This is a genomic window from Ochrobactrum sp. S1502_03, from assembly GCF_044435015.1.
Classification (GTDB): domain Bacteria; phylum Pseudomonadota; class Alphaproteobacteria; order Rhizobiales; family Rhizobiaceae; genus Brucella; species Brucella chromiisoli.
The window spans coordinates 72,345-92,730 of sequence record NZ_JAYEXN010000013.1 but is presented as its reverse complement, the minus strand read 5'-3'; the positions used below and the strand labels follow the sequence as shown (position 1 = coordinate 92,730).

Sequence of the window (20,386 nt, the reverse complement as noted above, 5' to 3'; positions counted from 1 at the left end):
GGTTTCAGTCCAGGCCATGTGATCCTCCGTAGTCTTGGTAAACCACAGAGAATCATAAACTCCTGAAATCGCTCAACTTAATTTTCGGTTCGGCTCTAAGGCGCGCAAGATTGCGTCCTTTAAGTTGAGGCGATGTTTGCGTAAATTTGTTTCCTCTTCTTCGCTGACCGGCGAAATTCTGGTTTCGGCGCGATGAATACGGTCGTTGACTGAGTCATATTCTTCAAGAATGCGCGCAAATTTTGGGTCTGCACTTTTTAAAGCATGGATGGCGCTGAGCTTGTCAGGAAATTCTTCACCCAGCGTATGTGGAGTGTTGGACATGATTTTCTCCTTTTATGAAGGCACTTTGGCAACAGGGAAATGAAGTATCATTGATTCCGATCAATATGGATGTTTATCCGTGCTGCCAGTAGAGCCGCCCTATCTGCGTATGACATCACAGATTTTCATCCATACCACGAACCAAGATATAATTGTCCACGCAGCCTGGAGTGACTTGCGCTTAATCGTACCCAGAACGCTCGCTCTATCTTCTCGTTTTTATGAATGCCGTTCTCGAAAAGGCGGTTCTCACTTTTCCCGGACATGCTTTAACTATAAAGCCAGCCAGCTCGCTTGACGCGGCTGGTATCGGGACGTAATAGAGTTACGACGGTTCCCCGACCGAGAGCGAAGGGGATTAATAGGGAACACGGTGAGGACGACCCAAAAGGGACCGAGACCGTGGCTGCCCCCGCAACTGTAAGCGGATGCCGTTCATCCTCGTGACGCTGTCAAGGCGTTATGCCACTAAGCCCACAATGGCTCGGGAAGGCAGATGAACGGCCTATATTCGCGAGCCAGGAGACCTGCCGTCTAACGTAGTCCATTGTCACGGGCGGGGATGCCCGGAGCAGGAGTTGGTTATGACAGCTTTTCGCGTCGCAAGACGTTGTTTCCTATTGTCATTCATATCCTCGGATATGTCCGTTCACTTCAGGCGCCGGACCGGTTCCGCCGTTTGACGCGGCCATTTCTCACATTTCTTTCGGGGATAAAAATGAAACTTTCAGATCAGGCGCCTTTGGGCGCACTCTTGGCTGCTGCCGCCCTTTTCGTAACGAGCTTTGCGAGCAATGCTTTCGCTGCCGATACCACTTACCCGCTAACGCTCAAGAATTGTGGCCGCGATGTAACCTTTAAACACGCACCTGAGCGTGCGGTTGCCGTGGGGCAAAGCAGCGCCGAAATCATGTATCTGCTCGGCCTTGGCGACAAGATGGTCGGCACCGCCGTTTGGATCGGGCCGGTTCTCAAAGGCTATGAAGAAGCCAATGCCAAGGTGAAACGTCTTGCGGATAACGATCCGAGCTTTGAAAGCGTGCTTGCTGAAAAGCCGGATATGGTGGCTGCGCAGTTTCAGTGGCATGTGGGTCCTGAGGGCATTGTTGCAAAGCCTGAACAGTTTGAAGAACTGGGAATTCCGGTTTACACCGCGCCAGCCGATTGTGTAGGCAAGGATAATTCCGGCGGCGGTGATGGCGTACGTCACACCGTTTTCACGATGGATCTTATCTATCAGGAAGTTGAAGAACTCGCGCAGATTTTCAACGTGCAGGATCGTGGTGCACAGGTTGTCGCTGATCTGAAAGCGCGCGAAGAAGCGGCCCGCAAGAAGGTTAGCTCTGTCGAAGGCAAGCTTTCTGCTGTGGTGTGGTTCTCCAGTGCCGAACTTGATATTGATCCCTATGTCGCGGGCAAAAATGGTGCTCCGGCCTACATTCTGAAAACGCTCGGCATCGATAATATCATTGATAGCGAAGAGGAATGGCCGACAGTCGGCTGGGAAACAATCGCCAAAGCCAATCCGACGATGATTGTTGCTGGAACGATGGATCGTCGTCGTTTTCCTGCCGATGATGTTGCAGTCAAGCGGGAGTTTTTGAAGACTGATCCGGTTGCAAGCCTCATGCCCGCCGTTAAGGAAGGCCATGTTTTTGATATGGATGCGCAGGCCATGAACCCGACCATTCGCACCATCGAAGGCATTGAAACACTGGCTGATGCAATTGCCGCCTCGGGTCTGAATAAATGACAATGCGCGCAGCCACGGGGCAATTATTAAAGTCAAAAGGGACGAGCGGCAGGGTGCTGTTTGCAACCTTGGCACTTGTTTTGTTACTTTTTGCTTTGTGGCTGGGCGCAGCCATTGGCGAAACACCGATACCTCTCGATGTGGTGGCGAAAACCATTGCTAATCGCGTCTGGAATGCCGGTTATCCGCTTGAGCCGATTGATGAAGGTATCGTGTGGAGTTATCGGCTGAGCCGCGCAGTTGTGGCGGCCTGTTGTGGTGCAGCGCTGGCGATGTCTGGCGTGGTCTTGCAGTCGCTCCTGCGCAATTCATTGGCAGATCCCTATATTCTGGGCATTTCAGCTGGTGCTTCGACCGGCGCGGTTGCTGTGGCAATTCTTGGCATTGGTGCAGGTATGCTTTCGCTGTCGTTGGGGGCATTTATCGGTGCAATCATTGCGTTTGTGCTGGTGTCCCTACTGGCGTTGCGGGCGGGCCATGGCAACAGCGCCATCATCCTGGCAGGCATTGCAGGTTCACAGCTTTTCAACGCGTTAACATCTTTTATTGTGACCAAGGCTGCAAATGCCGAGCAGGCGCGTGGCATCATGTTCTGGCTTTTGGGCAATTTGTCCGGGGTGCGCTGGCCTGACGTGGCCCTTGCGCTGCCTGCCTGTATGATCGGGCTTGCGATTTGTCTTTGGCATGCACGTGCGCTCGACGCCTTCACTTTTGGAACGGAATCAGCGGCATCGCTTGGAATTCCTGTGCGCCGCGTCTACGCCGTTTTGATTGGTGTCAGCGCCATGATGACGGCGGTGATGGTTTCCATCGTCGGCTCCATTGGCTTTATAGGTCTGGTCATTCCACATGCAGCACGCATGGTGGTCGGTGTTCGACATGGACGTCTGTTGCCCGCAGCGGCTCTGATTGGAGCGATTTTCATGATTATCGCAGATGTTCTGTCTCGCATCATCATCCCCGGTCAGGTTTTGCCGATTGGGGTCATAACAGCTTTGTTCGGCGCACCAGCATTTGCATTCCTGCTTGGGCAGAGGAGGGCACAGTCATGATGCTTTCGACACATAATGTCTGCTGGTCGGTGGGGCATGTTGAAATCCTTCGCGCGGTATCGCTCACAGTAAACGAAGGTGAATTTCTTGGAATAATTGGGCCGAACGGTTCGGGAAAAACAAGCCTTTTATCGCTTCTTTCAGGTGTTCGTCGCAGTCGTTCAGGTGAAGTCAAGCTTAACGACACGCCGATTCAACAGCTTAAACGTCGTGAAATTGCTCGTATACTGGCTTTGGTTGAGCAACAGGCGGGTACAACGGATCGTATTACGGCCCGGCAGGCGGTGGAATTGGGACGAACGCCTTATCTTGGAGCGCTTTCGCCATGGTCGGCGCAGGATGATGCGATTGTTAATCGTGCATTGGCCAATGTTGATATGGTGCATTTGGCCGACCGTTGCTGGCATACGCTTTCAGGCGGAGAACGTCAGCGCATTCACATCGCACGCGCGCTTGCACAGGAACCGCAGATTTTGCTTTTGGACGAGCCGACCAATCATCTTGATATTGGTCATCAGATCGGACTTCTCGACCTTGTTCGCCGCCAGAACCTGACAGTGGTGGCTGCACTCCATGACCTTAATCATGCGGCGATGTTTTGTGATCGCATCGCCGTGATGGATAAAGGTCGGTTGGTGGCACTTGGCACACCGCGTGATGTGCTGCGCGCTGAATGTATCCGTAAAGTTTTCGGCGTTGACGTTGATGTTGAATATCATGGTGTCGATGGCTGTCATATTCGCTACCGCGTACCGCACCATCCGGCTCTAGAACTCAAGCACTCCGCATGAATGGGATTGGTATGACAATGAAAAAACGATTCTTCTTCGCCGCAGCTTTGATGGCTTTTTCCGTATCTCCGGCACTGGCTGAAACTTTTGAGGTCAAAATGCTGAACAGAGGAGAGAAGGGATCAATGGTCTTTGAGCCGGACTTCCTGAAGCTTGCTCCCGGCGACAAGGTGAAATTTATCGCGACCCAAAAGAGCCATAATGCAGCGACCATCGACGGTATGGTGCCGGAAGGCAATCCCGGTTTTAAAGGCAAGATTAATGAAGAAATCGAAGTGACATTCGATCAGGCCGGGTTCTACGGTATCAAGTGCTCACCGCATTACGGCATGGGAATGGTCATGCTGATCAAGGTTGGTGAAGCAGAGCTTCCGAAGGCCTATCGCGAGGTTAAATTCCCGGCGCGCGCCAAACCGCGTTTTGAAGAGATATTTGCAGTGGTTGATGCTGATAAATAAGGGGTTAATATAAGTAATAGCTAATTCAAATATGAGATATATCAGTAAGTCTATGTAAACATGTGACTTTTGTGTAAGTTTATCACAGCAAAGTGAGCCGGATGGTTGACAATCTGTTTCCATTTCGTTGACAGTTTGTTTATATGGTCACTCATAACATTCAGTTAAGCTCTCTTGGTTCCGAGTGAGCGAGCCCCGAAAGGCTGGCATGATCATATTTTGAGTATGGCACTCTTTCGGCAACTGGATGCAAGAACTGTCGTAGAATTCATCGCTCGATGATGGTTCACTTTGAATGAAGTATATATAACCGACATTCTTGTCTCTGCGGGGGCAGCACTTTGAACAAGCATGTTACCAAGGATTTTTTAAAATAAATTATTTTAGGTATAATGCGCGGCGGCCTTAAATTTTTGAAGGTCGCCGCTTTTTATATGGGGCGCTGTAAAAGTGTTTAACGGACAGCGGCTTTCAAACGTTGCTGGTCCAGATGAAGGTTGAGTTCCTTCGCGCGTGCAATAACTGGTACAAAGCGGCGCTGCTTCTTTTCCGCATGGTTGGATGCAATGTCTGCGATGCGGTGTTTGAGGAACGGGTTCAGAAAACGCTCGCGAACGCTGATAACATAGGCTTCCGCCTGTTCGCCCAAGCCATCAGCCGCAAAAACCGGCAGAACTTCTTCGCGCCAAAGGGCTTCAAGCTCATGTCGGATTGTTTCATCCTGCATGGCTTCCAATACGATCTCATCTTTAGGGCGATTACCATTCAGCCATTGTTCGGCAATGAAAGTGTGGCCGAGATTGAGCAGATAAAGCTTGAGACGTTCATAAAGCGCAAGATTGTCCGTCACGACGATATCGGGATGCGTGCAGGGAAGCGTGAGTCCGTCTGTCTGTTCAATGGCCCAGATCGCATAGGGCTCGGCAATAGCACCGACCGGATCGATTGGCTCAGAAACAATGCGGTCAACGAGGCTGTTGGCAAAAACGCAGTTGCTCTCGACCCATTGCGTGAATGCTTTCGGCAGGCTCCAGTTTTCTGCAAGATCAAGTACAATCGAGCGCAGCTTGTCGCCATTGCGTGAGATCAGCTCGCACGGGAAAATAGACAGTGGCGCATCTGGATTAACCTGCCAGCGGTGATGCAGCAGCACAAGCAGCTTGGCGGGGAAGCTTTTTGGTAGGCGACCGACTTCGCTTAGCAGGGAAACATCATCAGACTCATCAAGCTCAAAACCCTTGTCACCCGTATTGGACAGGATCACCTGAGCCTGCGTGGCGAGGGCGCGTATTGCCTGCCAGTCGGTGTGAGCGGAATAGGCGGCGCTCACGCTATTTGCCTGATGTTTTTCATCAACTGGCTTGCCGTCTCGTAAGCCTCGAATGATGACCGGATAGCCTTCGCCACTGTTGAGTGCGCTAATACGGCGTGTGCTTTCAGGGTTGGAGGTTGTCTGAACAATGGCGATTGTGCCGATGGCATTGCCCTTTGCCAGAGCTTCCGAGATGAAAAAATCCGCATGCCCGAGCAGAAAGCGGCTGGTGCCAAATTGTAGAATCGTTGGCTGGTCGGTCATGAGTTCCTCCTCAAAAAATGTTTTGAAATAGCTATGCCAATGGCCAAAATTGGTCAAGCCACTCTTTAAAAGCCGTCTAAAGCCCGGTGCGACAAAACTGACAAACCGGTCAATATTCAATGATTACAGCATAATAGGGTATCTTGCACTTTTCAGAACTTCAAAATATGGTAAGGCCAATTTGGGAGAGAGCATGAGCGAGCATATCGGCTTCGTGGAACCGCGGAGGCTTTACCAACAGATTGCCGACCGGGTCAGGCTGCTGATCCGCGAAGGACATTTTCCAAGCGGAAGCAGACTTCCCGCTGAGCGCGAACTTGCGCAGCAGTTGGGTGTTTCGCGCCCCTCTTTGCGTGAGGCACTGATCGCGCTTGAAATTGCTGGCAATGTCGAAATCCGTATGGGCTCGGGCATTTATGTTGCGTCTGAAGAGACGCGACATCCGGCGCAGGGCGGTTCGATTGGTGAAAGCCCGCTTGAAATCATGCAGGCGCGTTCGCTGATTGAAGGCAGTGCTGTCGTTATGGCTTGCAGCCAGATCAACATGGAAGCGCTCGAACGCTTGCGCGGTAATCTTGATGCGATGCGTTTGCAGATTGAGGCTGAACGTAAGCCGATTGAACTCGATCGCCAGTTTCATCTCATTATTGCAGAGCAATCGGGCAATTCGATTGTGACCCGCATCGTGCGCGATCTGTTTGACGAGCGGCATAGTCCGCTGACCGCGCACATGCGCACCCGATATGAAAACGCCGAAACATGGGCCTATGCTTTGGTGGAGCATGAGAAGATTTATGCTGCACTGGAGGCGAGGGATCCGCTTTTGGCGCAGGCAGCGATGCGCACGCATCTGGATACATCAAAGCAGAGATGGATGGAAAACGAGCCCCGATAATGAGGTTCATATTCATCGCTGTGGCGGTTTTGGGAGTGAGGTCAGAACAATGAATGATAAGGTTATCCCGGCTGTGACGCCGGTAATCCTTTTACATCCGTCCGATGATGTGGCGGTGGCGCGTATTCCGGTGCGCGCAGGCGACCCGATCGGGCTTGCGGGTATCATCGCACGCGATCTGATCGGGCGCGGTCACAAGGTGGCTTTGCGCGACATCACGGCCGGCAAGGAAGTGCATAAATATGGCCAGGTGATTGGCGTTGCCACCAAGGACATTGCGGTGGGCGAGCATGTGCATCTGCACAATCTTGCAATGCTTCCTTCCGAGCACGAGCACCAGTTTTCGGTCGATATTGAAGAACGCGGCATGTTGCCGGAAGCAGAGCGTCGCCACTTCATGGGCTATGATCGCGGCTTTGGTGGTGTCGGTACACGCAACTATATCGGCGTCATTTCTTCGGTAAATTGCTCTGCGACCGTGTCTCGCTACATTGCAGATTATTTCAACCGCATGGGCGGGTTGGATGGGTTCGACAACGTTGATGGTGTGGTGGCGCTCACGCATGGCAGCGGGTGTGCACTCAACACCAAGTCGGAAGGCTATCGTCTGCTGACCCGGACCATTCAGGGCTATGCCAAACATCCCAATTTCGGCGGTATTCTGCTGATTGGCCTTGGTTGCGAAACCAACCAGATCGCGCCAATCATGGAACATTATCGCATGGAAGAAGGCACGCGCCTTCGTACCATGACGATTCAGCAACACGGCGGTACGCGCAAGACGATCGATCATGCAATTGCCGAGATCAAGGAAATGCTGCCGCTGGTGAACTCTGCCAAGCGCACGCCGCAGCCTTTGTCGAAGTTGAAAGTGGCGCTCGAATGCGGTGGTTCTGACGGCTATTCCGGCATTTCTGCAAATCCGGCGCTGGGCTATGCATCCGATCTGATTGTGCGCAATGGCGGCACGACCGTTCTTTCGGAAACGCCGGAAATCTATGGTGCCGAACATCTTTTAACGCGCCGCGCAGTCACGCCTGCGGTTGCGGAAAAACTGCTCCAGCGCATCGATTGGTGGCGCGATTATACAGCACGCAACGGCGACGAACTGAACAACAATCCGTCGCATGGAAATAAGCTCGGTGGTTTGACCACCATTCTTGAAAAATCGCTCGGTGCTGTCGCCAAGGGTGGCTCCATGCCTCTCAAGGCCGTCTACGAGTTTGCTGAAACAGTCACGGAGCAGGGTTTCACCTTTATGGATACGCCGGGCTATGACCCGGTTGCCGTGACCGGACAGGTTGCGGGTGGCTGCAATGTCATCTGCTTTACCACAGGACGCGGATCTGTTTCGGGATTCAAACCAGCGCCTTGCATCAAAATCGCGACCAATTCCGAAATGTATGAGCACATGAAGGAAGATATGGACATCAATTGCGGTGGCATCGTCACAGGTGATGAAACCATTGAAGAGTCCGGCACGCGCATTTTCGAACACATTATCGCGGTGGCTTCCGGTGAGCAGACGCTGAGTGAAATCTACGACTATGGCGATAATGAATTTGTACCTTGGCAGGTTGGCGCCGTAACTTGATCTGCCTCATGCAATAAAATGACAGGAATATTCTGATGGTCAAAGCTCTGCGTATCGAGAGCGAGAACATAACGCGTTTTGCCGAAATTCCCGAAGCGCCACTCTTGCCCGGTCATGTCCGGGTGAGCGTGAAGCATGTGGGGCTTTGCGGCAGCGATTTGAATACGTTTAAGGGGCTTAACCCACTGGTGGAATTGCCGCGCATTCCAGGCCATGAAATCGGCGGCGAGATCATTGAGGCGGGTGAGGGCGTGAGTGCGGCCTATGCCAAGGGCAGACGCGTTATTGTGTTGCCTTACACCAATTGCGGAACCTGTTCGTCCTGCCGCAAAGGCCGCTTGAATGCCTGCCGCTATAACAAGACGCTTGGCGTGCAGCAGAATGGTGGACTGGCAGAACAGATTGTGTTGCCAGCCGAAAAGCTGATCCTGAATGAGAGCCTCGCACCTCGCCATCTTGCACTGGTCGAGCCGCTTTCCGTTGGTTTCCATGCAGTCGAACGCGGACGTGTTCAGGCTGGCGATACCGTTGCCGTGCTTGGCTGTGGTATGATCGGCATGGGCGTGCTGATTGGTGCGGTTGCGCGTGGTGCCAAGGTTATCGCCATTGATCCGAGTGCTGAAAAGCGTGAACTGGCATTGAAGTTTGGCGCAACGCACGCGCTGCCGGGTGGTGAAGGCGTGGTGGCTTCCGTGCAGGAACTCACCAATGACGATGGTGTGGATATCGCTTTTGAAGCGGTCGGACTGCCGATCACTTTCACGCAGGCGGTTGACCTTGCAGGCTTTGCGGGTCGTGTTGTTTATGTCGGTTATTCCAAGTCACCCGTGACCTATCAGACCCAGTTCTTCAATCTCAAAGAACTCGACATCATGGGCTCGCGCAATGCGACGCTCACCGATTTTGAAGCTGTCATCGCGCATCTCGAAAAGCTCGGAAATGATGCAGACCAGCTTATCTCGAAGGTATTTCCTTTTGAAGAAGCGGAACAGGCGCTGCCTTATTGGGATAGCGACCGCAACGTTTTGAAGATCATCATCGAACGCTGCTGAAATCGAAGCGCATCTCCGTGCCAGGGAAGGAACGGCATGGAGATGGTGCGGAGGAACCCGGCCTATTGGCCATAAGTTAAGGACCCTAACGGGAGGATACCCATGAAGAAGTTTGTTACTGGCGCAATCGCGGCTGGCATGTTGCTGGCCGGAAGCATGGTGGCATATGCTGCCAATGTTTCGATCAAAGTTGCCTATGAAAACAATCCCGGCGAGCCTTTTGATGAGGTGATGCATTACTGGAAAGACGACCTTGCCAAGCGCAGCAATGGCGAAATCACGCTGGAACTTTACCCAAGCTCGCAGCTCGGCTCCAAGAAGGATGTAACCGAGCAGGCCATGATGGGCCTCAATGTTGTGACGATCTCCGATGTTGGCTTTCTGGCAGAATATGACCCGGATCTCGGCGTGCTTTATGGCCCGTTCCTGAGCGATGATCCGGCAGAGCTTTTCAAAGTTTATGACGGCGAATGGTTCAAGGGAAAGAGCGAAGAACTGAAGAAAAAAGGCATTCACATTGTGATGCCGAATTATCTTTATGGCATTCGTCAGATCATTTCCAAGAAGCCGATCCGTACACCTGAGGACCTCAAGGGTATGAAGATTCGTGTGCCGAACAACGTCATGCAGATCAAGACGTTTGAAGCCATGGGTGCAACACCGACCCCGATGCCACTGGGGGAAACCTTCCCGGCGCTCGCGCAGGGTGTGATTGATGGCGTCGAAAATCCGATTTCGGTTCTCTATGGCCAGAAGTTCCAGGAAGAAGCCAAGTATCTCAGCAAAGTCGGTTATCTGACCAACGTGGCTCTGATTGTCGGTGGTGAAGCCTTCTTCTCAACGCTGCCTGAAGAGCAGCTCAAGATGATCCATGAGTCCGCATATGATGCCGGTCTCTACAGCCAAAAGCTGACGATCGAAAAAGACAACGAAATGATCGAAAAGATGAAGGAGGCAGGCGTCGAGGTTATCGAAGTCGATCGCGCTCCTTTCAAGGCGCTTGCTGAAACGGTCTATACGCAGTTTCCTGAATGGTCGCCGGGTCTTTATGAAAAGATCAAAGAAGAGCTGAAGAACTGATCCATCTCAATTCGGATATTGCCGTGCCGCAGTTTTGCTCCGGCACGGCATCTGCATGGAATTTAATCCGATGAAATACTTTGAAAAACTGATCGACTGGCTTGCAGCAGCCCCGCTGTTCATATTGCTTGCATTATTTAATGTGGCGGTGGTGATGCGCTATTGGCTGCATCAGCCGCTGCAATGGACAGAAGAAATTTCTGGCTTGCTGATGATCTGGATCATCATGCTGGGCAGCGTTGCCGCAGAACGGGACAACCAGCATCTTGCCATTCCGATGCTTGTCGATATTTTGCCTGAAAAGTTCCGGGTTGTGATGAATTCAATCATCTCAATCTTTTCTGGCCTGTTTTTGCTTTATGTGTCCTACGCCGGATACAAGCTGTCGGTTGCCGCTCAGTTCAAGGTGACTGACGTGCTGCGTATTTCCTATTACTGGATTGATATCGCGGTGCCTGTCGGCTTTGTCCTCATCGCTCTTTATATGTTTACTGGCGCTTTCAAATCCTTGCGCGCCGCGTTTGCGGGAGGCAAGGCATGAACCTGACCACCATCGTTCTCATCATGCTGGCGCTGATCGCGCTGAATATGCGTCTTTACGTGGCTATTCTGATTGCGGTCTTTACCTATTTTCTGTTCTTCAATCAGATGCCGATTGCCATCGCAGTTCAGCGTTTCATCAGCCCGGCACAGAACACGTCGCTGCTGGCGATCCCGTTCTTTATTATGCTTGGCACCGTTATGTCGCACACGGGTATCGCCGAGCGTTTGATCAAAGTTGCAGATATTCTGGTCGGCCGTATGCGTGGCGGCATGGCGCTGACAAACATCATGGTTTCAACCCTGATGGGCGGTGTCAGCGCGTCCAATCTTGCAGACAGCGCCATGCTAACCCGCATGATGGTGCCGGAAATGGTCAAGCGTGGCTATGACAAGGCGTTTTCATGCGGTGTGACGGCTGCCGGTTCGTTGATCACCCCGATTATTCCTCCGGGTATTGCTTTGATCATCTATGGTCTGATTGCTGACGTATCCATCGGCAAGATGTTCATGGCTGGTATTATTCCGGGCATTCTGGGAGCGATCATTCTGATGATTGCGGCTTATGTGACCTCTGTGAAGCGTGGCTATAAGCCAAGCCGCGACAGGCGTATGAGCGGCGCTGAGGTCGCTTCAACGCTTGCATCAGCATGGCCTGCGGTTCTGCTTCTCTTTGCTATCATCGGTGGTATTCGCATGAATATCTTCACGCCGACGGAAGCGGGGGCGGTTGCTGTTACGTTGGTTCTGATCATCGGCTTTGTGATCTACCGCGAAATGCGCGTGTCACACGTGGTGGATTCTCTGATCGAAACCGCCAAATCCACGGCCTCGGTCATGCTGGTTATCATGGCGTCATCCGCGCTTGCATGGGTGTTTTCGCTGGAGCAGGCAGGTCAGTCGCTGATGCAGCTGATCTCAACATTCACCAGCAATCCCTATGCATTTCTGCTGGCTGTTAACGTGATCCTGTTGATCCTTGGCGCGCTCATTGAAGGCACGGCGCTGATGATCGTTCTGGTGCCGCTCTTGATGCCGACAGTAAAGGCGCTTGGCATTGATCCGGTTCATTTTGGCATTATCGTCATTGTGAACCTGTCAATCGGCACACTGACACCGCCGGTTGGAACGGTTATGCTGATGGTATGTAATATCGCCAAGGTCAGAGTAGGGGATTTTGTCCGCCAATCTTTCAGCATGTATATGGCGTTGTTCATCCTGTTGGCTCTGATCACATATGTGCCGTTTATCTCGACATTTCTGGCGCATTGATTGATAGGGAAATGGAAAAAGGGCGCGGAGATTTCCGCGCCCTTTGTTATTTCACTGCACCCAAAGCCAATCCTTTGATGAGATAACGCTGCAACCAGACAAACAGCACGGCAACGGGCAGGGTGGCAACCAAAGTGGCAGCCATCACATAATGCCACTCGACGGTGTAGCGACCAGCCACCAGCGAGAAGACCTGAATAGGCAAGGTATAGGTTGCCTGACTGCGCAGCATTGTCAGTGCCACAACAAACTCATTCCAAGCATTGATGAAAGTGAAGATTGTCGTTACCGCAATTGCCGGCAAGCAAAGCGGCAGGAACACTTTAACCAATGTTTTAAAGCGCCCCGCACCTTCCATCCAGGAAGCTTCTTCAAGGTCCTTGGGAAGGGTATCGAAATAACTTTGCAGCATCCACACCGTAAATGCGACGTTGAAGGCCATATAAACCGCACCGACCGCCGTAACACTTTCAATCAGCCCATAGGCCGCCAGCAAGCGAAACAGACCAAGCACCAGAACGATGGGCGAAATCATCTGTGAAATCAGCAGGAATTGCCGGAACGCGCCGTCACCTGCAAAACGAAAACGCGACATGGCATAAGCGGCGGGGATTGAGAGAACAATGGCGCCAACCGAGGCAATCACAGAGACGTAGAGCGAATTGAGAAGCGCTGTGCCGAAACCCGTGCGCACCCACATTTCCGAAAAATTCTGCCAATGAAATTCACTCGGCCACCATGTCGGAGAGAGAACTTCCTGCGGTGGTTTGACGGCGGTCAAAAACATGACAGCAAAAGGAAACAGCGTCAGAACAACGAGCGGTGAAAGAGCCAGCCATGCGAGGAGTGTACGTTTCAGCTTGGGTTTGTTCATGCTGTTTCCTTCCGCATGGCAAGGCGAATGTATATGGCAGTGAACACCAGCAGGATTGCCAGCATGATGAGCGATACAGCCGAGGCTTCACCGAGTTTTCCAAGGCGGAAGGCCAGCTTATAGAGATGCGTTACCAGAATATCGGTCGAATTTGCTGGACCACCTTGCGTCATGACCCAGATGATCGGAAAAGAGTTGAAAACATAGATTGTGTTGAGCACAATCGCGATATTGATAAAGGGTTTGAGCAGCGGAAAAGTGATCTCGCGAAACTGCTGCCATGGGCTGGCACCTTCAAGAGATGAGGCTTCGTAAAGATCATCAGGAATGGATGAAAGACCACCGAGAAAGATGGTCGTGGTGAAAGGCACAGTCACCAGAATGCCGACCAGTATTTGCATGGGAAAGGCGGTTACGGCGCTTGCCAGCCATTGAATATTGCTGTCAATCAGCCCCAGATTGCGCAGTGCAGAATTGAGCATTCCACTTTCGCCATTCAGCGCCCAGCGCCAAACGATAGCCGTCATGGTGAGCGAAACGGCCCATGGCAGCATGACGATAACACGCGCCACGGAGCGCCCGTAAAAATCCATATTGAGAATGATCGCAACCGGAATGGAAACCAATAAAGCCCCACCGACAACGGCTATGGTCCAGAAACCTGTGCGCCAAAGGGCATTGATGAAGTCGGGGGACGTGAAGAGTGCTGAGAAATTGGCCCCGCCGTTAAAATCGCGCAATTGCCCAAAGCGGTTCACATCGTGGGTCGCAATTTCAATGAGATTAACGACCGGCCAGAAAATCACCACCGCAGCCAGAAGCAGGCTTGGCAAGATCAGGAAATAGGGCAGTGTGCGATTTTGCATCAGCCATAAACCCCATGTGTCGGTTGAAAAAAAATGCCCCGGCAGCACGTCCTTGCACTGCCGGGATGACTGGAGCTTATTTCTTCAGGATTGCATCGGCCTTAGCGGCAGCATCTTTCAGGACGGCCTCCGGCTCGCCCTTGCCGAGATAGATGCTCTGCATGGCATTGGACGTGATATCCGCAATTTCTTCCCAACCCGGAATGACCGGTGCAAAACGTGCATCGGGGAGCAGTGCTGTGAAGGCCGCAAGATCGGCATTATTGACATAATAATCCATCTTCGCTTCTTCCTTGTTCACCGGAAGAAAACCTTCGCCCTGTGTAAACTTGGCACGCCAGTCTTTCTGGAACAGGAAGTCGAGCACCTTCCATGCTTCTTCCTTGTTTTTGGAATTCTGGAACATAATCACGGAATCGGTCACACCATATGTTCCGCGCGCACCAGTCGGGCCAGCAGGGATCGCCGCGACACCATATTTCAGGTCCGGTGCTTCTTCCTTGATTTGATTGGACAGGAACGGCGCAGTGATCATCATGCCGACTTTGCCCTGCTTGAAGAGGTTCTGAACATCTTCACGCGCATAAGACGTGACGCCGGGCTGTGTCTGTCCGTTATCGATCATGGATTTGTAAAGCTTGGCGGCGGCAAGTGCGCCCGGCGAACTCAGGCCAGATGTGCCGTCCTTATTGAGGATTTCAGCCCCTTGTGACCACATGGCATAGTAATAATAGACGTCGGTCTCGATTTCCTTGCCCTGAAGGCCAAAACCATAGTTCTCACCGCCAAGCGCCTTGATTTTCTCGGCAGCGGCTTGGACTTCATCCCAGTTTGCCGGAGGATTGGCAACGCCTGCTTTTTCAAGCAAGTCCTTGTTGTAATACATGGCGCGTGCCGATGCTGCGATCGGCAGGCCGTATGTCTTGCCTTCCAGAACCGAAGGCGAGAGGAATGTTTCGATGAAGCGATCTTTGAACGCATCATCCATATAACCATCAAGTGGCTCTGCAATGCCCTGTTGAACGAAATCGATCAACCAGCGTGTGCCAATAATGGACAAATCGGCATTGGTGCCCGCAGAAATATCGGTGGTGAGCTTTTGCAGCAAAACATCCCATGGCACCACTTCAAAATTGAGTGTGATGCCGGGGTTCTCGGCTTCAAAGGCCTTTTTGACTTCTTCGAAATATGGCCCGGTTTTGGAGCTGTATTCTGCGACCGTCATACGCACTTCGCCAGCCTGCGCAAACGCGCTCATTGCCAGAATGCTTAAACCAGCCAGAAAGCCGGACTTCCATTTTGCTATCATCATGTTTTCGTTCCCCTTTTGCGACTGCCCAAGGCAATTTTTGCTAAATTTTTGTTATTTTCTTACATTATCGGCAAATGAGCGGCTTTCAAGTAAAAAGTTTTGTTGCAAACTTACATTTTGAATTTTAGTCTTGTCCCAATCAAAGGCGCAAAAAGCGCTATATAAAAGGGGAATGAAGTGGAAAATTCAGGCGATTTTGCCGGAAAATCCGTTTTGATAACCGGTGCTGGCGGTGGTGTCGGTACAGCACTCGTGCAGTTATTTGCGGCGCGTGGTGCGCGCATTGTCGGCTGCGATTTGACGCTTGACGCAATGCAAGGCGACTTATTTTCTGCGCGCCATGCGTTTGATCTGGGTGCGCCTGAAACTTTGGAAACGGCTGCCCAACACATTATCGCGACAAGCGGTGCGCCCGACATTGTTATCAACAATGCAGGATGGACGCGCGCCGATACATTTGAAGCCCTCGACGAGGGGCGGATCTCCACGGAAATTGACGTCAATCTGACCAGTGTGGCAGTGTTTTCGACTGCGTTGGCGCGATCAATGGCCAAGCGCGGAAGCGGCAGCTTCGTCTTCATCTCATCGATCAATTCACTCATGCATTTTGGCAATCCGGCCTATGCCGCAGCCAAGGCGGGTATCAATGCTTTTGTGCGGGCGCTTGCGGTTGAATATGGTGCCTATGGCTTGCGCGCCAATACGGTTTGCCCCGGATCAATCCGCACGGCTGCATGGGATCATCGCATTGCAAAAGACCCGGCAGTTCTTGACAAATTGCGGCGGCTTTATCCTTTGGGGCGTATCGTCGACGTGGCCGAGGTGGCCGAGGCGGTGGCATTTTTAGCATCAAGTCGCGCCTCTGGGATAACCGGCACGGTATTGCCGGTCGATGCCGGGCTGATGGCCGGGTGCAGGCCTTTTATTGACGATATTTTAGGTGGGAGCTGAGTGATGAAAAACGTTTCCTTGCGCGGGGTTACGAAGACTTTTGGCCAGCTTGATGTGCTCCACCGCATTGATCTGGATATAGAGGACGGTGAATTTCTTGTTCTCGTCGGACCGTCAGGATGCGGAAAGTCCACACTTTTGCGAATGGTTGCGGGATTGGAGCCGATCACCGGGGGAGATCTTATCATTGGTGGTGAACGCGCCAATGATTATCCGCCGCAAAAGCGCAACATCGCAATGGTGTTTCAATCCTATGCGCTGTTTCCGCATATGACCGCGCGGGAGAATATTGGCTTTGGTCCGCGCATTCGTGGCGAGGATAGGGCGACAACGGCGGCCAAGGTCGATAAGGCCGCAGGCATACTCAATCTCCATTCCTATCTCGACCGCTATCCACGCCAGCTTTCCGGCGGCCAGCGCCAGCGCGTGGCCATGGGGCGCGCTATTGTGCGCGAGCCATCGGTATTTTTGTTCGATGAGCCATTATCCAATCTGGATGCGCAGTTGCGCGTGCAGATGCGCACAGAAATTAAAGCCTTGCATCAAAGGCTTAAATCAACAGTGATTTATGTAACCCATGACCAGATCGAAGCCATGACAATGGCCGACCGGATTGTCGTGATGAATCAGGGAAAGATTCAACAGATTGGTGCACCGCTCGACCTTTATGACCGACCCGCAAATAAGTTCGTTGCAGGTTTTATGGGGTCCCCATCCATGAGCTTTATTCCGGGTGCGTTAATCGAGGGTGAGAAATTCCGAACCACGGCGGGCGAAGAGATCAATGTCGCCGTTAAGTCTGTGTCGGGACGAAGTGCTGAATTGGGCGTGCGGCCGGAAAATTTTATTATTGCAAAAGAGGGTGAGGGGCTGACGCTCACCATTGAAGTGGTGGAACCAACCGGACCCGAAACTCACGTTTACGGGAAAATTGCCGGCGAAGCTGTGCGCGCTGTTTTTCGCGAGCGTATTCACCTTGCACCCGGAGAGCGAGTCCCTGTAACGGCAAGTCCGCAACATATTCATCTGTTTGATAAGGAAAGCGGCTTGCCGCTTTAAGCCAGTATGAGCAAGATCGCTGACATCCTCTCACAGCTTCACGCGGTGGCGCAGGATGGGTCAAAGTCTGAGCGGAGAATGGCAGCCCTGGTGCTTGCCGAGCCGGATTATATCTCCAAGGCTGCGATTTCCGAAATTGCCCAGCGCGCCGGCGTCAGCGAGCCAACGGTTACACGGTTTTGCAGAGCATTGGGTTGCGACGGGGTTCGCGATTTTAAATTTTTTCTCGCACAAGCATTGGCGATTGGCGGACAATATTTGTCGGCAGAAGCGCCTTCGCGGGATGTGCGTGAGGCGCGCATTGCGCTTGCGATTACAGATGGCGCAATTTCTGCCATTCAGCGCGCCAGTGACAATCTCGACATGTCGGTGATTATGAATATTGCCGGGCGGATTGCCGTTTCTGGTTCTGTTTTGTGTATCGGTTCAGGTGGAATTTCCTCAATGATGGCAACGGAAATGCAGAACCGGCTTTTTCGGCTTGGCATTCCGGTGGTGGCGCAGATTGATGGGCAGTTGCAACGCATGTATGCGGCAATTGCTGAATCCAAAACAATGGTGATTGCCTTTTCCGTTTCTGGCTATGCGCGTTCGGTGATTGAGGCGGCAGAGGTGGCAAAGCAATATGGTGCTGAAACTGTGGCAATCACGGCACCGGGTTCCGATCTTGCAGGAACCGTTAACACGGTTATTCCGTTCCTCGTGAATGAAGATGGTAATCTTTATAAGCCGACGTCTTCGCGCTTTGCTTTGTTGGCAATTGTGGACATGATTGCGACAGCCACTGCGGAGATGCGCGGTACTGAAGTGCTTGAACGTCTCAGACGCATCAAGCAGAGCCTGAATATGCTCAAAGTGGATGATCCGAGTTTACCACTGGGAGACTGACTGCCGGGAGACAGAATGAATGACAAGGCCTAAAACAATTGGTGAGATTGATACACCTGCCATCCTGATTGATGTAAATCGTGTGCAGGCAAATATAATCAAGGCACAGGCTCATGCCGATAAAATCGGGGTAAAGCTGCGCCCGCATATCAAAACGCATAAATTGCCTTTTTTCGCACGCCGCCAGATTGAGGCTGGTGCAGTGGGCGTTACCTGCCAGAAGCTCGGCGAAGCAGAAGTGATGGCTGATGCAGGCATTGTCGATATTTTTCTGCCCTATAATATTTTAGGCAAGGACAAGCTTGATCGGCTTTATGCCCTTCATCAGCGTATCACGATTTCCGTGACGGTTGATAATTTCACCAGCCTCGAAGGCTTGGCTGAACGTTTTACCAATGCAGGGCGTCCGCTAAAAGTCCTGATTGAATGCGATACAGGCATGGGGCGCTGTGGCGTGCAAACGGCTCAGGAGGCATTGAAACTGGCGCGACGGATCCATGAGAGCAAGGGGCTTAAGTTCGGCGGTCTCATGACCTATCCGGCAACAGGCAAAGCCGCTGAGGCTGAGCAGTGGCTTTTTGAAGCGCGCAATCTCCTGGCTGCAAATGGTCTTGAATGCGAGACGATTTCGAGCGGTGGCACGCCGGATATGTGGTATTCACCCAGAGAAAACGTGATCACCGAATATCGTCCGGGCACGTATATTTACTTTGACCGCTTTCAGGTCGCAAAAGGTGCTGCAACGCCGGATGATTGTGCATTGAGCGTACTTTCAACGATTGTCAGCCATCCAACGGCGGATCGTGCGATCATTGATGCAGGTTCTAAGGCGCTGTCCAGCGATACTTTGGGCCTTGCCGATTTTGGCGAACTGGCAGGGCGACCCGATGCGCGCGTGACGGGCCTGAGCGAAGAGCATGGAACGGTGAAGGGTGATATTGCCGGTTTGAAAGTTGGTGACAAGGTGCGCGTCATCCCTGATCATGTCTGTGTTGTTTCCAATCTCTTCGACGAAGTGCATCTGATTTCAGGTGATGATGTCATTGATATTCTGCCGGTGGCAGCACGCGGTAAGCTGAAATGACGAACAGGACCAATCCATTTACTGGTGACAATGACCGCGCGCAGATCTGGGAGATGCTGGTCGGTCGCGATATTGAGGCCTTTGTCTCCCAGAATTGGGAGCTGGTGGCCGATGATTTCGATGAAACGCGCTTTCTTGGTATTCACGCGCACGGTGAAGAAAATCCTGACAAATGGGATGCCGCTTTTCCGACACTCGCGGCCTATCGTGATGAATGGCTGCGTCAGGCGGCTCACAGTGCAGCGACCGAATATGCCGAATCTCTTGCGGAAGGTATATTTCGCGCAACGCGACTCAGCGTGATTGACATCACCGGCGATGTCGCAATTGCACGAAAAAAATTCGATGGAGCCATCGCAAAACAGGACGGAAGCCATGATGTGCTCGACTGGCAGACACTTTATTTCTGCCGGCGAGATAGAGGTCGATGGCGCATAACGGGCTTCGTTGGATATATGGTTAATCGATAAATTAACCTTCGCACAGCAAGGCAATTTTTGGGGCGCATATCGACTGATTTGCGCCCTTTTTTCTGCCAGATGATGTTGCGTAAGATAAAAGTATAATCATACAAATTTACTGTAATTTTGTGGAATTATAGTCTGCGAATACTAAATTACACGATGTCGCAGCCAATAGCATATTTGTCGCAGTTCGCTCCTGCGCAACCCTTTCACGGCATTACTATGATTGTCAGGCTGGCAGATTAACTCCGGTCACCGGATAGGTCTGCTAGCCCTCATATTTCGTAGCGTACCCCATCAAAAACGAACAAGGGGACGGGGTGCGCAAAGATGAATCCGTGACTGTGGGTGGACATGTCTGGAAATGACCTATATAAATAGAACACACCAAACGCTAATCATTCATTGTGGGCTGCTCACTGCCTGCAAGTTGCGCATGTCAAATTCGCGCATGAATGAGCAAATAATGATGTTAATAAGGAGATTAAACCCGCCAGCACA

General features: G+C 52.0%; 20 protein-coding genes and 1 riboswitch. Of the genes, 15 read left to right on the top strand and 5 right to left on the bottom strand.

The annotated features are described in order from the left end of the window. Positions 1-72 precede the first annotated feature (72 nt). The gene (locus tag VBH83_RS10980; protein WP_396997686.1) at positions 73-324 is read right to left on the bottom strand and encodes a YdcH family protein; all 252 of its coding nucleotides are present in this window, start codon (positions 322-324) and stop codon (positions 73-75) included. A gap of 314 nt (positions 325-638) precedes the next feature. Beyond that, positions 639-874: riboswitch (cobalamin riboswitch) on the top strand. A gap of 168 nt (positions 875-1,042) precedes the next feature. On the opposite strand from VBH83_RS10980, the gene VBH83_RS10975 reads away from it, so the two are divergent. Genes VBH83_RS10975 through VBH83_RS10960 form a run of 4 tightly spaced genes read left to right on the top strand, consistent with a single transcriptional unit; the run spans position 1,043 to position 4,378 of the window. Beyond that, the gene (locus VBH83_RS10975; RefSeq protein ID WP_265984386.1) at positions 1,043-2,077 is read left to right on the top strand and encodes an ABC transporter substrate-binding protein; all 1,035 of its coding nucleotides are present in this window, start codon (positions 1,043-1,045) and stop codon (positions 2,075-2,077) included. Further along, the gene (locus VBH83_RS10970) at positions 2,074-3,129 is read left to right on the top strand and encodes an iron ABC transporter permease (RefSeq protein WP_265984384.1); all 1,056 of its coding nucleotides are present in this window, start codon (positions 2,074-2,076) and stop codon (positions 3,127-3,129) included. The genes VBH83_RS10975 and VBH83_RS10970 overlap by 4 nt, the downstream gene beginning before the upstream one ends. Further along, entirely contained in the window at positions 3,126-3,920 is a 795-nt protein-coding gene (locus tag VBH83_RS10965; protein ID WP_265984383.1) for an ABC transporter ATP-binding protein, read from the top strand. Before VBH83_RS10970 ends, VBH83_RS10965 begins: the two co-directional genes overlap by 4 nt. Before the next feature lie 17 nt (positions 3,921-3,937). Then, positions 3,938-4,378 (top strand): pseudoazurin, encoded by a 441-nt coding sequence (locus VBH83_RS10960; RefSeq protein WP_265984382.1) that lies wholly within the window; start codon positions 3,938-3,940, stop codon positions 4,376-4,378. Between the two features lie 454 nt (positions 4,379-4,832). On the opposite strand, the gene VBH83_RS10955 is transcribed toward VBH83_RS10960, so the two are convergent. Then, positions 4,833-5,954, bottom strand: a complete 1,122-nt coding sequence (locus tag VBH83_RS10955) for a mannitol dehydrogenase family protein (RefSeq protein ID WP_265984380.1) — start codon at positions 5,952-5,954, stop codon at positions 4,833-4,835. Positions 5,955-6,147: 193 nt separating this feature from the next. Between VBH83_RS10955 and VBH83_RS10950 the strand changes: the two genes are divergently transcribed. From VBH83_RS10950 to VBH83_RS10925, 6 genes are all read left to right on the top strand, one after another. Next, positions 6,148-6,849, top strand: coding sequence for a FadR/GntR family transcriptional regulator (locus VBH83_RS10950; protein WP_265984378.1), 702 nt, complete (start codon positions 6,148-6,150; stop codon positions 6,847-6,849). 49 nt (positions 6,850-6,898) lie between these two features. Beyond that, entirely contained in the window at positions 6,899-8,443 is a 1,545-nt protein-coding gene (locus tag VBH83_RS10945; RefSeq protein ID WP_265984376.1) for a UxaA family hydrolase, read from the top strand. A gap of 35 nt (positions 8,444-8,478) precedes the next feature. Continuing rightward, on the top strand, positions 8,479-9,495 hold the full coding sequence (locus tag VBH83_RS10940) for a zinc-binding alcohol dehydrogenase family protein (RefSeq protein ID WP_265984375.1): 1,017 nt from the start codon (positions 8,479-8,481) through the stop codon (positions 9,493-9,495). Positions 9,496-9,597: 102 nt separating this feature from the next. Beyond that, complete coding sequence (locus VBH83_RS10935) at positions 9,598-10,575, top strand: C4-dicarboxylate TRAP transporter substrate-binding protein (RefSeq protein WP_265984374.1); 978 nt, start codon at positions 9,598-9,600, stop codon at positions 10,573-10,575. Positions 10,576-10,645: 70 nt separating this feature from the next. Continuing rightward, entirely contained in the window at positions 10,646-11,116 is a 471-nt protein-coding gene (locus tag VBH83_RS10930) for a TRAP transporter small permease (protein WP_265984372.1), read from the top strand. Beyond that, positions 11,113-12,387, top strand: coding sequence for a TRAP transporter large permease (locus VBH83_RS10925; RefSeq protein WP_265984371.1), 1,275 nt, complete (start codon positions 11,113-11,115; stop codon positions 12,385-12,387). Before VBH83_RS10930 ends, VBH83_RS10925 begins: the two co-directional genes overlap by 4 nt. Before the next feature lie 46 nt (positions 12,388-12,433). Here VBH83_RS10925 and VBH83_RS10920 read toward each other — a convergent pair whose 3' ends face one another. The 3 genes from VBH83_RS10920 to VBH83_RS10910 all read right to left on the bottom strand — a co-directional run bounded on the left by VBH83_RS10920 (position 12,434) and on the right by VBH83_RS10910 (position 15,439). Then, positions 12,434-13,261 (bottom strand): carbohydrate ABC transporter permease, encoded by an 828-nt coding sequence (locus VBH83_RS10920; RefSeq protein ID WP_396997680.1) that lies wholly within the window; start codon positions 13,259-13,261, stop codon positions 12,434-12,436. Then, positions 13,258-14,127, bottom strand: a complete 870-nt coding sequence (locus VBH83_RS10915) for a carbohydrate ABC transporter permease (protein WP_265984368.1) — start codon at positions 14,125-14,127, stop codon at positions 13,258-13,260. Before VBH83_RS10915 ends, VBH83_RS10920 begins: the two co-directional genes overlap by 4 nt. A 76-nt stretch (positions 14,128-14,203) precedes the next feature. Next, positions 14,204-15,439 carry a sugar ABC transporter substrate-binding protein gene (locus VBH83_RS10910; protein ID WP_265984366.1) on the bottom strand — a complete coding sequence of 412 codons (1,236 nt, stop codon included), beginning with the start codon at positions 15,437-15,439 and terminating at the stop codon, positions 14,204-14,206. A gap of 177 nt (positions 15,440-15,616) precedes the next feature. On the opposite strand from VBH83_RS10910, the gene VBH83_RS10905 reads away from it, so the two are divergent. The 5 genes from VBH83_RS10905 to VBH83_RS10885 are packed head-to-tail and all read left to right on the top strand — an operon-like array spanning position 15,617 to position 19,891. Continuing rightward, a complete protein-coding gene (locus VBH83_RS10905; protein ID WP_265984365.1) occupies positions 15,617-16,390 on the top strand; it encodes an SDR family NAD(P)-dependent oxidoreductase in 774 nt (257 codons plus the stop codon). 3 nt (positions 16,391-16,393) lie between these two features. Then, a complete protein-coding gene (locus VBH83_RS10900) occupies positions 16,394-17,449 on the top strand; it encodes an ABC transporter ATP-binding protein (RefSeq protein WP_265984364.1) in 1,056 nt (351 codons plus the stop codon). A 6-nt stretch (positions 17,450-17,455) separates the two neighbouring features. Next, positions 17,456-18,337, top strand: coding sequence for a MurR/RpiR family transcriptional regulator (locus tag VBH83_RS10895; protein WP_265984363.1), 882 nt, complete (start codon positions 17,456-17,458; stop codon positions 18,335-18,337). 19 nt (positions 18,338-18,356) lie between these two features. Next, the gene (locus VBH83_RS10890; RefSeq protein ID WP_265984362.1) at positions 18,357-19,421 is read left to right on the top strand and encodes a D-TA family PLP-dependent enzyme; all 1,065 of its coding nucleotides are present in this window, start codon (positions 18,357-18,359) and stop codon (positions 19,419-19,421) included. After that, on the top strand, positions 19,418-19,891 hold the full coding sequence (locus tag VBH83_RS10885) for a hypothetical protein (protein WP_265984361.1): 474 nt from the start codon (positions 19,418-19,420) through the stop codon (positions 19,889-19,891). The genes VBH83_RS10890 and VBH83_RS10885 overlap by 4 nt, the downstream gene beginning before the upstream one ends. Positions 19,892-20,386 lie beyond the last annotated feature (495 nt).

What these genes read in the sequence shown, in the direction of transcription:
- VBH83_RS10950 (WP_265984378.1), top strand. Translation starts at nt 6,148, where the DNA reads ATGAGCGAGCATATCGGCTTCGTGGAACCGCGGAGGCTTTACCAACAG.
- VBH83_RS10960 (WP_265984382.1), top strand. Translation starts at nt 3,938, where the DNA reads ATGAAAAAACGATTCTTCTTCGCCGCAGCTTTGATGGCTTTTTCCGTA.
- VBH83_RS10920 (WP_396997680.1), bottom strand. Translation starts at nt 13,261, where the DNA reads ATGAACAAACCCAAGCTGAAACGTACACTCCTCGCATGGCTGGCTCTT.
- VBH83_RS10955 (WP_265984380.1), bottom strand. Translation starts at nt 5,954, where the DNA reads ATGACCGACCAGCCAACGATTCTACAATTTGGCACCAGCCGCTTTCTG.
- VBH83_RS10975 (WP_265984386.1), top strand. Translation starts at nt 1,043, where the DNA reads ATGAAACTTTCAGATCAGGCGCCTTTGGGCGCACTCTTGGCTGCTGCC.
- VBH83_RS10945 (WP_265984376.1), top strand. Translation starts at nt 6,899, where the DNA reads ATGAATGATAAGGTTATCCCGGCTGTGACGCCGGTAATCCTTTTACAT.
- VBH83_RS10910 (WP_265984366.1), bottom strand. Translation starts at nt 15,439, where the DNA reads ATGATGATAGCAAAATGGAAGTCCGGCTTTCTGGCTGGTTTAAGCATT.
- VBH83_RS10980 (WP_396997686.1), bottom strand. Translation starts at nt 324, where the DNA reads ATGTCCAACACTCCACATACGCTGGGTGAAGAATTTCCTGACAAGCTC.
- VBH83_RS10890 (WP_265984362.1), top strand. Translation starts at nt 18,357, where the DNA reads ATGACAAGGCCTAAAACAATTGGTGAGATTGATACACCTGCCATCCTG.
- VBH83_RS10900 (WP_265984364.1), top strand. Translation starts at nt 16,394, where the DNA reads ATGAAAAACGTTTCCTTGCGCGGGGTTACGAAGACTTTTGGCCAGCTT.
- VBH83_RS10940 (WP_265984375.1), top strand. Translation starts at nt 8,479, where the DNA reads ATGGTCAAAGCTCTGCGTATCGAGAGCGAGAACATAACGCGTTTTGCC.
- VBH83_RS10935 (WP_265984374.1), top strand. Translation starts at nt 9,598, where the DNA reads ATGAAGAAGTTTGTTACTGGCGCAATCGCGGCTGGCATGTTGCTGGCC.
- VBH83_RS10965 (WP_265984383.1), top strand. Translation starts at nt 3,126, where the DNA reads ATGATGCTTTCGACACATAATGTCTGCTGGTCGGTGGGGCATGTTGAA.
- VBH83_RS10915 (WP_265984368.1), bottom strand. Translation starts at nt 14,127, where the DNA reads ATGCAAAATCGCACACTGCCCTATTTCCTGATCTTGCCAAGCCTGCTT.
- VBH83_RS10885 (WP_265984361.1), top strand. Translation starts at nt 19,418, where the DNA reads ATGACGAACAGGACCAATCCATTTACTGGTGACAATGACCGCGCGCAG.
- VBH83_RS10925 (WP_265984371.1), top strand. Translation starts at nt 11,113, where the DNA reads ATGAACCTGACCACCATCGTTCTCATCATGCTGGCGCTGATCGCGCTG.
- VBH83_RS10930 (WP_265984372.1), top strand. Translation starts at nt 10,646, where the DNA reads ATGAAATACTTTGAAAAACTGATCGACTGGCTTGCAGCAGCCCCGCTG.
- VBH83_RS10895 (WP_265984363.1), top strand. Translation starts at nt 17,456, where the DNA reads ATGAGCAAGATCGCTGACATCCTCTCACAGCTTCACGCGGTGGCGCAG.
- VBH83_RS10970 (WP_265984384.1), top strand. Translation starts at nt 2,074, where the DNA reads ATGACAATGCGCGCAGCCACGGGGCAATTATTAAAGTCAAAAGGGACG.